We start from the raw sequence: 11,837 nt of genomic DNA, 5'->3' as shown, positions 1-11,837 counted from the left end.
ATCTTCACCGCCCGGCGCCTGCGCTCGTTGAGGGCCTCCAGCGGCAGCGTTCGAGAGTCGATCTTGTCCATGCAGGGTCAGACTCTACGCGTCCGGAAAAGTTCAACATTTCAATGCCGGATCAATAACCGGCACGGCGCGGCATGGCGCCCTGGCCGTGCGGCCGATGATAGACAAAGACGGGTGCACGGCCAGGGCGCCATGCCGCGGCGCGTCCGGTTGAACGACCTGTTAGGCCGCACGGTGCGCGTTAACCAAAGATGGAGAAAAGCGCCGCAAGAGCGCCCAAGATGCCACCGGCGGCGGTGTCCTTCTTTCGCGCCGCTGCGGCCCCCTTCGGATAGGCGATGGCCGCTTCATCGCGACAGCGGTTTACGTACTGATTGAAGTACCTCGTTCCTCCACGTGACTTGGTCCGACTGATCAGCGCGGCAAGATGCTGCCTGTAGCGTTCTTCCGTGTCTTCGTCTTCCATTGGAACTCCCTGGTCGGCTCACTTGTTGCATGCACAGCCTGACGGCTGTGTACACGTTTGGTTAGTTGCGATGCAGGTGTCTCCGCACGCCTTGCCATCGGTGCACACCTTGCAGCAGGAGTCTCCACCGCCGCACCCTTGAAGCGCAGGAATCGAACTGACGAGAAGCAGCGAAAGCGACAGCGCTGCGAATGTCGGTACGCGTAGTCTGAGTTTCATGCTCGCCCCCTGTGCAATGGGAATTGTGCGGCCTAACGTTGGAGCTGAGGGGCCGAAGACAGCTGGCCGCGCGCAGCGATGATGAACTGGTGAGCGTAGCGCGGCCAGTTGGCGGAGGTCCGCTCGAGCGACTTGTTAGGCATCTTGGCCTACTCCTTCGGTCTCTCGCCAGTATCGGCCACCGAATCGTTGTTCGCTTCCCTAGCAGGACCATGACTCAGCTTGCGAAACAGCCAGACGCCACCAAGCGCAACGCCTGCCACAAGACTGACACGGAAGTAGGTGTCATCCGCATGGGAGCCAAAAACGAAGGCCGCGACGAAGCTTGCCACCACGTAGTGTCCCAAACGCAGGTAGCGCGATGGGACTAGAAAGAAGATCACCAGAGCCAGCACAGCGACGCTGACCAACGAGTCGTCGCTTTGCACTTGGATCATTCCTCGAAAACAACCGCAACCATGACCTGGATGCCTAACGTTCGAGCTGAGCCGCGCACGCCGACATGGCGCTTGGCCCGCTGGACGGATGATGACCTAAGCCGGGAAGCGGGCCAAGTGCCATGGCGGTGGGCGTCGGTTCCAGCGAGGGGTTAGGCCTCAGCTGAGGGTCGCTGAAGACAGGGGACGGTCGCAAGGCGTGGACTCTAGACCTCACCGTGACACGCAGACGTGTGTTCATGTGGCGGTTCAATGGCAACCGGTGGCCTAGTGCTGGCGTTGCTCCTGATCGGGCGCCTCGTTGTAGAACGTCGCTCTTGCTCTTTGGCGAATGTACTTGCGGTCTGCCAATGCAACGCCAAGCCCGAGCAGACCAAGCACTACCTGCAACCAGAAAGGACCACCGAAGAGAGCGAGGCTGATTGCTGCAACCCACAAACAGACGAAGATCACGCTGAGATGCAAGGAGAGGCGTCGCAGCGAACTGTCATCTGTCTTTGTGCTCTTGCGCATTGAGGACTCGTTTGACTTCTGTGCTGGAGTAGCGACGGTCTGAATCTGAGGCCTAACGTTCGAGCTGAGCCGCGCACGCCGGCATGGCGCTTGGCCCGCTGGACGGATGATGACCTAAGCCGGGAAGCGGGCCAAGTGCCATGCCGGTGGGCGTCGGTTCCAGCGAGGTGTTAGGCAGCACTGAGCGAAAGCTCCATAGTCATTGCCTTCAGCTCCGAGCCCACCCGCAGAGGCTCCAGTTGCCCGACCTGTACAAAGCCATGTGCCGAGTACAAACTGAATCGCCCCGGGTTTGACGGAGGCTCCAACTCTGGAGAATGGAGCCATGAAGAAGTCCCCGAAGTTTTCACCTGAGGTGCGCGAGCGCGCCGTGCGCATGGTGCTTGAGCACCGAGGCGAGCACCCGTCGCAGTGGGCTGCCATCGAGGCCATCGCCGGCATGATCGGCTGCGTCCCGCAGACGCTGCATACCTGGGTCAAGCAGCATGAAGTGGATGCTGGTGTGCGCGATGGGGTGTCGACGGCCGAAGCCCAGCGCATCAAGGATCTGGAGCGCGAGGTGCGCGAGTTGCGCAAGGCCAACGAGATCCTGAAGCTGGCCAGCGCGTTTTTCGCCCAGGCGGAGCTCGACCGCCGCATCAAGTCCTGAAGGAATTTGTCGACGAACACCGTGGGCAGTTTGGGGTCGAGTCGATCTGCCGCGTGCTGCAGATCGCCCCATCCGCCTACCGGCACCACGCCGCGTGCCAGCGCAGGCCCGAACTGCGGTCCCATCGAGCCCAGCGCGACGCTGTCCTCATGCCTGAAGTCGAGCGGGTCTGGCGGGCCAACTTTCAGGTCTATGGTGCCGAGAAGGTCTGGCGTCAGCTCAACCGCGAGGGCATCGAGGTGGCGCGCTGTACGGTCGAGCGTCTGATGCGGCTGCAGGGCTTGCAGGGCGTTCGCCGAGGCAAGGCGCTGCGCACCACCATCCCTGACCCGACGTCGCCGTGCCCTCTGGACCGGGTCAATCGGCAGTTCAGAGCCGAGAGGCCGAATCAGCTGTGGGTGTCGGACTTCACCTACGTTTCGACCTGGCAGGGCTGGGTCTACGTGGCCTTTGTGGTGGACGTCTTCAGCCGGCGCATCGTCGGCTGGCGCCAGAGCAGTTCGATGCACACGGAGTTCGTCCTGGATGCATTGGAACAGGCGCTGTACGACCGCAAGCCAGATGACGACGGCAGCCTGACGCACCACTCCGACAGGGGCTCGCAATACCTGTCGATTCGCTACAGCGAGCGCCTGGCCGAAGCCGGCATTGAGCCCTCCGTGGGCTCCAAGGGCGACAGCTACGACAACGCGCTGGCCGAGACGATCAACGGGCTCTACAAGGCTGAAGTGATCCATCGGCGCGGGCCGTGGAAGACCAAACAGGCGGTCGAGCTGGCTACCCTGGAATGGGTGTCCTGGTTCAACCATCACCGCCTGATGGGTCCGCTGGGTCACTTGCCGCCGGCAGAGTTCGAAGCCAATTACCATCGGCAACGCGCTGGTCAGGCCGCGACCGTCTGACTTAAGCCAACTGGCCTCCGTCAAGCCCGGGGCGATTCAAACGTACTGCAGGGGTGTCGCCTTCAGTAACACCAAGGCGAAGTAGCTTAGCCCCAGAGGAGGCCGCCCATGCAATAGCCTCGGTGAGAAGCCGGGCACCGATACCAATCTGCCGGTACTCAGGTGCGACCCACATCTGGAAGAGGTTGGCAACACTCGGGCTCTCAGGGAACACCTTGCACCAAGTCAGGCCGCATAGGTCACTGCCGATCTGTGCGAAGAGCGCGATATCTTGTCCTGAGGCTGCGGCATCTCGAACTCGGGTGGTCCAGACTTCGTCCGGTCTGGCTACTTCGAGGCTGTACGTGCTCCCGAAGGCATTTGGTGAATCCTGGAGGGAGCGCAGGCGAAGTTCACGGTACTTCGACCACTCTTGGGGTTCGATCCGGCGGATGACGATCATGGGCTTGTCGTGCTGCCTAACGTTCGAGCTGAGCCGCGCACGCCGACATGGCGCTTGGCCCGCTGGACGGATGATGGCCTAAGCCGGGAAGCGGGCCAAGTGGCATGACGGTGGGCGTCGGTTCCAGCGAGGGGTTAGCGAAGTAATCGGCCCGACCCCGCCGCAAATCGTCCCGAAGAAACTCTGTGCTGGCGCGATGTGGCAAGGTGGAATGCGGCGCCGCGGAAGACCGATTTGGCAATGGTGCGCACTGCCCGCGGGTTAGCGTGGTCCTGGGTGACGTCATCGACATTGGTGAATCGGCGCGGCAGTTCGCAGCTGCCCCGACGATATCCCGTTTGAGAGAGTGAGCAAGACGACGTACCCGATGCGGCGCCACATTCCGCAACGGATGATGGAGGACGCCTTGGCTCAACGCAACCGAATTTCCCCACCACCTCGCTCTGGCAAGGCGCGCGCCGCGCTGAGCCTGACCCACCCCAACGCCGCCGGCATCGACATCGGCTCGGCCTCGCACTATGTGGCCGTGCCACCCGATCGCGATGACGAGCCGGTGCGCGAGTTTGCGAGCTTCACCGCCGATCTGCACCGCCTGGCCGACTGGCTGGCCGCCTGCGGCGTGGACACCGTGGCCATGGAGTCCACCGGCGTGTACTGGATCCCCCTGTTCGAGCTGCTCGACGCGCGCGGCTTCACCGTGCTGCTGGTCAATGCCCGGCACGTCAAGAACGTCTCGGGCCGCAAGAGCGATGTGCTGGACTGCCAGTGGCTGCAGCAGCTGATGAGCTATGGCCTGCTGCGCGGGGCCTTCCGCCCGGCCGATGAGGTCTGCGCGCTGCGTGCCCTGTCCCGCCAGCGCGAGATGCTGCTGCGCAGCCAGTCGCGCCACGTGCAGCATATGCAAAAGGCGCTCACCCAGATGAACCTGCAACTGGCCAACGTGATCTCCGACATCGTTGGCGCCACCGGCCAGAAGATCCTGCGCGCCATCGTCGCGGGCGAACGCGACGGACTGACGCTGGCGGCCCTCAAGGACGCCCGCATCAAGGCCAGCACCAACGAGATCGCCCAGAGCCTGCAAGGCTCCTGGCGCGCCGAGCATCTGTTCGCCCTGAAGCAGGCCCTGGCCCTGTTCGACTTCTACGCCACCCAGCTCGCCGAGTGCGACGCCGCCATCGAGGCGCAACTGCAGGTCCTGGCCGCTCACACGGGCGATCCTCAGCCCGGCAAGAAGCGCAGCCGCGCCCGCAATGCGCCCAAGTTCGACCTGCGGGCCCAGCTGTTTCGCATGTGCGGGGTCGACCTGACGCGCATCGATGGCATCGACGTGACCACCGCGCTGGTCGTGGTCTCGGAGATCGGCGTGGACATGTCGCGCTTCCCCTCCGTCAAGCACTTCACCTCCTGGCTCGGGCTGTGCCCCGGTACCAAGATCACCGGCGGCAAGCTGCTCAGCGGCAAGACCAAGCGGTGTGCCAACCGCGCTGCACAGGCCCTGCGCCTGGCCGCCGCCGCGCTGCGCTCGAGCAAGTCGGCGCTGGGCGCGTACTTCCGCAGGATGTGCTCACACATGGACAAGCCCAAAGCCGTCACCGCCGCCGCTCACAAGCTCGCCCGGCTGATCTACACCCTGCTGACCAAGGGCGAGGAATACACCGACCAGGGCCAGGACTACTTCGAGGAACGCTACCGCGAACGCGTCATCCGCCAGATCACCCAACGCGCCGCCAAGCTCGGACTGTCCGTCGTCCCCACGGCCCAGGCGACCTGAAAAAGTCATTGCAGATCAGTCACTTGGGAGGAGTTTCTTGAGAGGCTTCACTGCAGAGAGGAGTCGAGTACGAACCTTGGGAGGAAAGTTGTGAACATTGGGCTCATGGCTGGTCTGTTAGCTGCGGGCGGAATAGATGGCGATCGCAATCACTGCGACAAGTGCGAGGACAGACAAGGCGTTCAACAGCGTGTTCTCAAAGAGTTCACCTTGCTTGTCTTCAAGCCAGCGCTCGACGAACGACAAGCCGCCAACAAAGCCAATGGCTGCGCCTATGGCGAGATACCAAAGGATCAATCCTGACAAGTCCCACGAATCAGGGTTGGCGAAGTGCCGCGGATCGCGCGTTAGCCAGGTGACGTACGCGGTAAGGCCGAGTAGGAGGCCGACTAGAGTTGAACGGATGCGCCGATACATGTCCGCTGCGCGATGGTTCGGTTGTGAAGCCTAACGTTCGAGCTGAGCCGCGCACGCCGGCATGGCGCTTGGCCCGCTGGACGGATGATGAACTAAGCCGGGAAGCGGGCCAAGTGTCATGACGGCGGGCGTCGGTTCCAGCGAAGGGTTAGGCAGCACGGTACTCATCCGGTAGCGTTGAGCAGCGCGGCTCGAAGCTCTGACAGTCGAGTGACCGTTTCGGCGTGCGACTGGCATGAGCCGCAAGCCAAGATAGAACCGCGATCTGCCGAGAGACGATGAAGAGTGGTATCCAAGCATTGGCCATCTTCCCAGAGCTCGATGCTTGCCACAACACCTGGGCCTTCCAGCTCGATGACAGCCTTGCCAAGAGCACTTTGCTTTGTGCTCGACTTGAATCCACGCTCCAGAAGAGGCGTAGCGAGCTGCGCCCAGGTTTCGATGACCGTCGCGACGAACGATGGCATTCGTGCTGCCTAACGTTCGAGCTGAGCAGCCCGCGTAGGCAGGCACTGTAAGCCCGGACTGAGACGATAGTTCAACTGGCTCAGGCCGGGCTTACAGTGCCTGCCGGAGCGGGTCGGCTCGAGCGAGGGGTTAGCGAAGTAATCGGCCCGACCCCGCCGCAAATCGTCCCGAAGAAACTCTGTGCTGGCGCGATGTGGCAAGGTGGAATGCGGCGCCGCGGAAGACCGATTTGGCAATGGTGCGCACTGCCCGCGGGTTAGCGTGGTCCTGGGTGACGTCATCGACATTGGTGAATCGGCGCGGCAGTTCGCAGCTGCCCCGACGATATCCCGTTTGAGAGAGTGAGCAAGACGACGTACCCGATGCGGCGCCACATTCCGCAACGGATGATGGAGGACGCCTTGGCTCAACGCAACCGAATTTCCCCACCACCTCGCTCTGGCAAGGCGCGCGCCGCGCTGAGCCTGACCCACCCCAACGCCGCCGGCATCGACATCGGCTCGGCCTCGCACTATGTGGCCGTGCCACCCGATCGCGATGACGAGCCGGTGCGCGAGTTTGCGAGCTTCACCGCCGATCTGCACCGCCTGGCCGACTGGCTGGCCGCCTGCGGCGTGGACACCGTGGCCATGGAGTCCACCGGCGTGTACTGGATCCCCCTGTTCGAGCTGCTCGACGCGCGCGGCTTCACCGTGCTGCTGGTCAATGCCCGGCACGTCAAGAACGTCTCGGGCCGCAAGAGCGATGTGCTGGACTGCCAGTGGCTGCAGCAGCTGATGAGCTATGGCCTGCTGCGCGGGGCCTTCCGCCCGGCCGATGAGGTCTGCGCGCTGCGTGCCCTGTCCCGCCAGCGCGAGATGCTGCTGCGCAGCCAGTCGCGCCACGTGCAGCATATGCAAAAGGCGCTCACCCAGATGAACCTGCAACTGGCCAACGTGATCTCCGACATCGTTGGCGCCACCGGCCAGAAGATCCTGCGCGCCATCGTCGCGGGCGAACGCGACGGACTGACGCTGGCGGCCCTCAAGGACGCCCGCATCAAGGCCAGCACCAACGAGATCGCCCAGAGCCTGCAAGGCTCCTGGCGCGCCGAGCATCTGTTCGCCCTGAAGCAGGCCCTGGCCCTGTTCGACTTCTACGCCACCCAGCTCGCCGAGTGCGACGCCGCCATCGAGGCGCAACTGCAGGTCCTGGCCGCTCACACGGGCGATCCTCAGCCCGGCAAGAAGCGCAGCCGCGCCCGCAATGCGCCCAAGTTCGACCTGCGGGCCCAGCTGTTTCGCATGTGCGGGGTCGACCTGACGCGCATCGATGGCATCGACGTGACCACCGCGCTGGTCGTGGTCTCGGAGATCGGCGTGGACATGTCGCGCTTCCCCTCCGTCAAGCACTTCACCTCCTGGCTCGGGCTGTGCCCCGGTACCAAGATCACCGGCGGCAAGCTGCTCAGCGGCAAGACCAAGCGGTGTGCCAACCGCGCTGCACAGGCCCTGCGCCTGGCCGCCGCCGCGCTGCGCTCGAGCAAGTCGGCGCTGGGCGCGTACTTCCGCAGGATGTGCTCACACATGGACAAGCCCAAAGCCGTCACCGCCGCCGCTCACAAGCTCGCCCGGCTGATCTACACCCTGCTGACCAAGGGCGAGGAATACACCGACCAGGGCCAGGACTACTTCGAGGAACGCTACCGCGAACGCGTCATCCGCCAGATCACCCAACGCGCCGCCAAGCTCGGACTGTCCGTCGTCCCCACGGCCCAGGCGACCTGAAAAAGTCATTGCAGATCAGTCACTTGGGAGGAGTTTCTTGAGAGGCGTCAACGCGGAGGCGCCCTGCGTGGGAACTCGGTTCAAGTCTGGAAGACGACGAAGTGAGCTGCTCACTGGGCAGGCTCCCGTTGTTCTGCGGCTTGCCAGAGCGACGAGAACTCTTCCGAACTCAGCGGATCGAGCTGTTCCGGCTCGAACTTCTGGCTTGCCATGTCCGTCCAGAACCCTGTGTTCCTAGCGTTCGGTGACCGAAAGAGTGCTTCTCCACTTACTGACAGTCCAACCTCTCGCTGAGGAATCCCCTCATCGGACAATTCAAGCGCCCAGGCTCGGACCTCGGGATACTTGACCTCGTTGTCGGGATTGGCGCGTGGCACAAAGAAGAGCAAGGTTTTGATCGCCTTCACACGCCAGTCGTTCATACCAGCGTGGGTGAAGTTCGTGGCTTCGCGAGTGATGCCGTAGTGCATGACTTTGACGCCTAACGTTTGAGCTAAGCGGGCGACGACGGCGAGACACCTGGCCCGCGTGGTGCAGGATAAACCAAGGCGCCACGCGGGCCAGGTGGCTTGCCGTTGGCGCTCCGCTTGAGCGAAGGGTTAGGCGTCATTCTTCAGCCGGGGATAGGAGTTGCGAGAGCGCTGTACTTAAGGCCTGCAATGCAAGGCTAGCGCGGAAAGCAGGCAAAGATGGAATCGTAGGTGGGAAGCCAAGTGGCTGCGACGGCGATGACCAGCATTGCTAGAGCCAAAAAGGAAACTCTTCTCGCCCAGTCACCTGAGCGTTGAAGCTCAGGGTCATTGATTGAGCGGTACTCCCCTGCAATGAGATACCAGTGCTGTGCGGCTGCCTCCGGGCTCTCATGCGAGCGCCAAAGGCCGCGCCTACCGAAAGCTGCCCAGATCTTCTGGTGGCGGGCGGCTAGGTGGCGAAAGAAGCGACTCTGCAGCTTGACAGCGAGAGCCAGTGTGACAACGCCTGATATTGCGAGACCAATGGAAAGGGCCTCAGGGACTGTGCACATGACGCCTAACGTGTTGTCATAGGGCGCAACATCCTGAGAACTCCGAACAGCGCCGTTTTATCAGGTAGACCTGGGCGACCGGGACGTCGTTGTTGGCCATGACTTTCCTCCTGTTGACTGTATTTTTATACAGTATTAAATTCCGGACAAGACCGGAGCCAAGTCACAACTGATTGTGACGGTGCTCAACGGTCCTTGCCAAGGGAGGCAAGCCATGACCGACACAACCGCACCACGACACGGTGGTGCCGGGCCAGCAGACATGGCTCGAAGTGCAGCCATGCCACACTTCGGGCCGCAGCCGCCGCTGCAATCCCATCGTTTGCTCGATCAATTGCGGGAGCGCATTCGATTGATGCACTACAGCCGACGGACGGAAGCGGCCTATGTGCACTGGTGCCGACAGTTCATACGATTCCATCGCCTGCAGCACCCGAGGGGCATGGGGAAGGCCGAGGTCGAGGCATTCTTGACGCACCTGGCGGCCGATCGCGAGTTGTCGCCATCCAGTCATCGGCAGGCCCTGTCGGCTCTGCTGTTCATGTACACGCGAGTGCTGGACATTCAGCTGCCGTGGATGGACGACATCGGCCGACCGATCGTCACGCCGCGCCTGCCCGTGGTGCTGACGCCCTCAGAGGTGCAGGAGGTGCTGCGCCGAATCCCCGAAGGCCCCTATCGTCTGTTGGCGAAACTGCTGTATGGGACAGGGATGCGTATCTCCGAGGGCGTTGGCCTGCGGATCAAGGATGTCGACTTTGCCCAGCAGGCGATCTATGTCCGGGCTGGCAAGGGCGGCAAGGACAGGGTGGTCATGCTGCCCCGGTCGCTGGCAACGGACCTGCGCGAGCAATTGGGCCATGCCAGGGTGCAATGGTCCGCTGATCAGATGGAAGGACGGTCTGGCGTCGAGTTGCCTCATGCGCTGGCCAGAAAATACCCTCGTGCTGGCGCAACATGGGCGTGGTTCTGGGTCTTTCCTCAGGGCACGCATTCGATCGATCCTCGTAGCGGCGAAGTGCGCCGCCATCACCTGTACGCTGACACTTTCCAGCGCGCCTTCAAACGCGCCGTCCAGTCCGCCGGCATCGCCCGCCCCGCCACCCCCCACACGCTGCGCCACTGTTTTGCCACGCACCTGCTGCAGGCGGGCGCCGACATCCGCACGGTGCAAGAGTTGCTGGGCCATGCGGATGTGTCCACCACGATGATCTACACGCATGTGCTGAAGGTGGGCGGCCTGGGTTCGCGCAGCCCGTTGGACGCGCTTCAGCTGCCGCCGACCCCGATGATGCAACCCCCAAGGTCAGATCGCAAACAACCCGACAATGCCCTCGTCTTCCCCGAATTACCCAGAGCCTGACTGAACTTTTGTGATCACATCCATGCCATTCGGCTACACTGCCGTGCATGGACACCCCCCTGCACGACTTCCTCTCACGCCACCGCATCCACGAGGTCGAGTGCGTGATCCCGGACATGACCGGCATTGCCCGCGGCAAGATCCTGCCGCGCGATCTGTTCCTGGCCAGCGGCGAGATGCGCATTCCCAAGAGCGTGCTGCTGAACACCGTCAACGGCCAGCAGCCAGACAACGGCCCCTTCGTGGGCGACACCGACCCCGACATGGTCTGCAAGCCCGATGCTGCCACCGTGCGCATCGTGCCCTGGGCCGCCGAGCCGGTGGCGGTGGTGATCCACGACTGCGAGGAATGGGACGGCCGCCCGGTGCAGTTGTCGCCGCGTGCGGTGCTGCGCCGCGTGCTGGCGCTGTATGAACGCCAGGGCTGGAAGCCGGTGGTCGCCCCCGAGATGGAGTTCTACCTGGTGGCCCGCCAGCAGAACCCGCACGAGCCGCTGCAGCCGCCGCTGGGTCGCACCGGCAAGCCCGAGGTGGGTCGACAGAGCTACTCGATTGACGCGGTCAATGACTTCGACCCCTTCTTCATGGAGCTGTCCAACTTCTGCGACCAGCACCAGCTGGGCGTCGAGACACTGATCCACGAAGCCGGCCCCGGCCAGATGGAGATCAACTTCAGCCACGGCGAACCGCTGGAGCTGGCCGACCGGGTGTTCCTGTTCAAGCGCGCGGTGCGCGAGACCGCGCTGCGCCACGGCGTGTTCGCCACCTTCATGGCCAAGCCGATGGAAGGCGAGCCCGGCAGTGCCATGCACATCCACCAGAGCATCGTGGATGCGGACGGGGCCAACATCTTCAGCCGGGCCGATGGCGGCCCGTCGGAGCTGTTCCACCACTTCATCGGCGGGCTGCAGACCTACATCCCGCAGGTCATGCCGATGTTCGCGCCCTACGTCAACTCGTACCGCCGGCTGGCGCCCTACATGTCGGCGCCGATCAACGTGCGCTGGGGCGATGACAACCGCACCTGCGGCATCCGCATCCCCAAGTCGGGCCCGGCCGCGCGTCGAGTGGAGAACCGCGTGCCCGGCGTGGACGCCAACCCCTACCTGGCCATGGCCGCCACGCTGGCCTGCGGCTGGCTGGGCCTGCAGGGCGGCTTGCAGCCCAGCGAGCCCACGCAGGGCAGCGCCTGGAACGTCAGCCACGAGTTGCCGCGTCACCTGGAAGACGCGATCGAGGCCATGCGCGCCTGCGAGCCCATGAAGGAGATCCTGGGCGAGACTTTTGTCGATGCCTTCTGCGCCGTCAAGGAACTGGAATACGCCACCTACAACCGCGTCATCAGCAGCTGGGAGCGCGAGCACCTGCTGCTGCTGGTCTGAACGCACTGG

The 11,837-nt window shown here is 63.4% G+C and carries 12 protein-coding genes and 1 other annotated feature; of the genes, 5 read left to right on the top strand and 7 right to left on the bottom strand.

Features of this window, described 5'->3' with window-relative positions:
• Nucleotides 1–250 precede the first annotated feature (250 nt).
• The 3 genes from KAK06_RS06405 to KAK06_RS06395 all read right to left on the bottom strand — a co-directional run bounded on the left by KAK06_RS06405 (nucleotide 251) and on the right by KAK06_RS06395 (nucleotide 1,644).
• Nucleotides 251–475 carry a hypothetical protein gene (locus tag KAK06_RS06405; protein WP_210801084.1) on the bottom strand — a complete coding sequence of 75 codons (225 nt, stop codon included), beginning with the start codon at nucleotides 473–475 and terminating at the stop codon, nucleotides 251–253.
• Nucleotides 476–843: 368 nt separating this feature from the next.
• Complete coding sequence (locus KAK06_RS06400; RefSeq protein WP_210801083.1) at nucleotides 844–1,122, bottom strand: hypothetical protein; 279 nt, start codon at nucleotides 1,120–1,122, stop codon at nucleotides 844–846.
• A gap of 276 nt (nucleotides 1,123–1,398) precedes the next feature.
• Nucleotides 1,399–1,644: a hypothetical protein gene (locus KAK06_RS06395; protein ID WP_210801082.1), complete on the bottom strand. Its 246-nt coding sequence runs from the start codon at nucleotides 1,642–1,644 to the stop codon at nucleotides 1,399–1,401.
• A 325-nt stretch (nucleotides 1,645–1,969) separates the two neighbouring features.
• Between KAK06_RS06395 and KAK06_RS06390 the strand changes: the two genes are divergently transcribed.
• A protein-coding gene (locus KAK06_RS06390) for an IS3 family transposase (protein WP_375140877.1) occupies nucleotides 1,970–3,195 on the top strand; the annotation gives its coding sequence in 2 pieces (ribosomal slippage) (nucleotides 1,970–2,258 and nucleotides 2,258–3,195; 1,227 coding nt in all).
• Nucleotides 2,248–2,364: a sequence feature (AL1L pseudoknot), on the top strand. (Overlaps the previous gene by 117 nt.)
• A gap of 1 nt (nucleotide 3,196) precedes the next feature.
• On the opposite strand, the gene KAK06_RS06385 is transcribed toward KAK06_RS06390, so the two are convergent.
• On the bottom strand, nucleotides 3,197–3,637 hold the full coding sequence (locus KAK06_RS06385; protein WP_210801080.1) for a GNAT family N-acetyltransferase: 441 nt from the start codon (nucleotides 3,635–3,637) through the stop codon (nucleotides 3,197–3,199).
• A gap of 424 nt (nucleotides 3,638–4,061) precedes the next feature.
• Between KAK06_RS06385 and KAK06_RS06380 the strand changes: the two genes are divergently transcribed.
• On the top strand, nucleotides 4,062–5,408 hold the full coding sequence (locus tag KAK06_RS06380; protein WP_210801109.1) for an IS110 family RNA-guided transposase: 1,347 nt from the start codon (nucleotides 4,062–4,064) through the stop codon (nucleotides 5,406–5,408).
• Between the two features lie 117 nt (nucleotides 5,409–5,525).
• Here the strand turns inward: KAK06_RS06380 and KAK06_RS06375 are convergent, their stop codons facing one another.
• Both KAK06_RS06375 and KAK06_RS06370 read right to left on the bottom strand, forming a co-directional pair.
• Nucleotides 5,526–5,825 carry a hypothetical protein gene (locus tag KAK06_RS06375; protein ID WP_210801079.1) on the bottom strand — a complete coding sequence of 100 codons (300 nt, stop codon included), beginning with the start codon at nucleotides 5,823–5,825 and terminating at the stop codon, nucleotides 5,526–5,528.
• A 164-nt stretch (nucleotides 5,826–5,989) separates the two neighbouring features.
• Nucleotides 5,990–6,292, bottom strand: coding sequence for a hypothetical protein (locus KAK06_RS06370; RefSeq protein ID WP_210801078.1), 303 nt, complete (start codon nucleotides 6,290–6,292; stop codon nucleotides 5,990–5,992).
• Nucleotides 6,293–6,712: 420 nt separating this feature from the next.
• On the opposite strand from KAK06_RS06370, the gene KAK06_RS06365 reads away from it, so the two are divergent.
• Entirely contained in the window at nucleotides 6,713–8,059 is a 1,347-nt protein-coding gene (locus tag KAK06_RS06365; protein WP_210801109.1) for an IS110 family RNA-guided transposase, read from the top strand.
• A 110-nt stretch (nucleotides 8,060–8,169) separates the two neighbouring features.
• Here the strand turns inward: KAK06_RS06365 and KAK06_RS06360 are convergent, their stop codons facing one another.
• A complete protein-coding gene (locus KAK06_RS06360; protein WP_210801077.1) occupies nucleotides 8,170–8,529 on the bottom strand; it encodes a hypothetical protein in 360 nt (119 codons plus the stop codon).
• 816 nt (nucleotides 8,530–9,345) lie between these two features.
• On the opposite strand from KAK06_RS06360, the gene KAK06_RS06355 reads away from it, so the two are divergent.
• Both KAK06_RS06355 and KAK06_RS06350 read left to right on the top strand, forming a co-directional pair.
• Nucleotides 9,346–10,446 carry an integron integrase gene (locus KAK06_RS06355; RefSeq protein WP_445663763.1) on the top strand — a complete coding sequence of 367 codons (1,101 nt, stop codon included), beginning with the start codon at nucleotides 9,346–9,348 and terminating at the stop codon, nucleotides 10,444–10,446.
• Nucleotides 10,447–10,493: 47 nt separating this feature from the next.
• Nucleotides 10,494–11,828 (top strand): glutamine synthetase family protein, encoded by a 1,335-nt coding sequence (locus KAK06_RS06350; protein WP_210801076.1) that lies wholly within the window; start codon nucleotides 10,494–10,496, stop codon nucleotides 11,826–11,828.
• Nucleotides 11,829–11,837 lie beyond the last annotated feature (9 nt).

The organism is Ideonella aquatica, from assembly GCF_018069755.1.
Taxonomy (GTDB): Bacteria; Pseudomonadota; Gammaproteobacteria; order Burkholderiales; family Burkholderiaceae_C; genus Ideonella; species Ideonella aquatica.
This window is presented reverse-complemented; position numbering and strand designations above follow the sequence as displayed.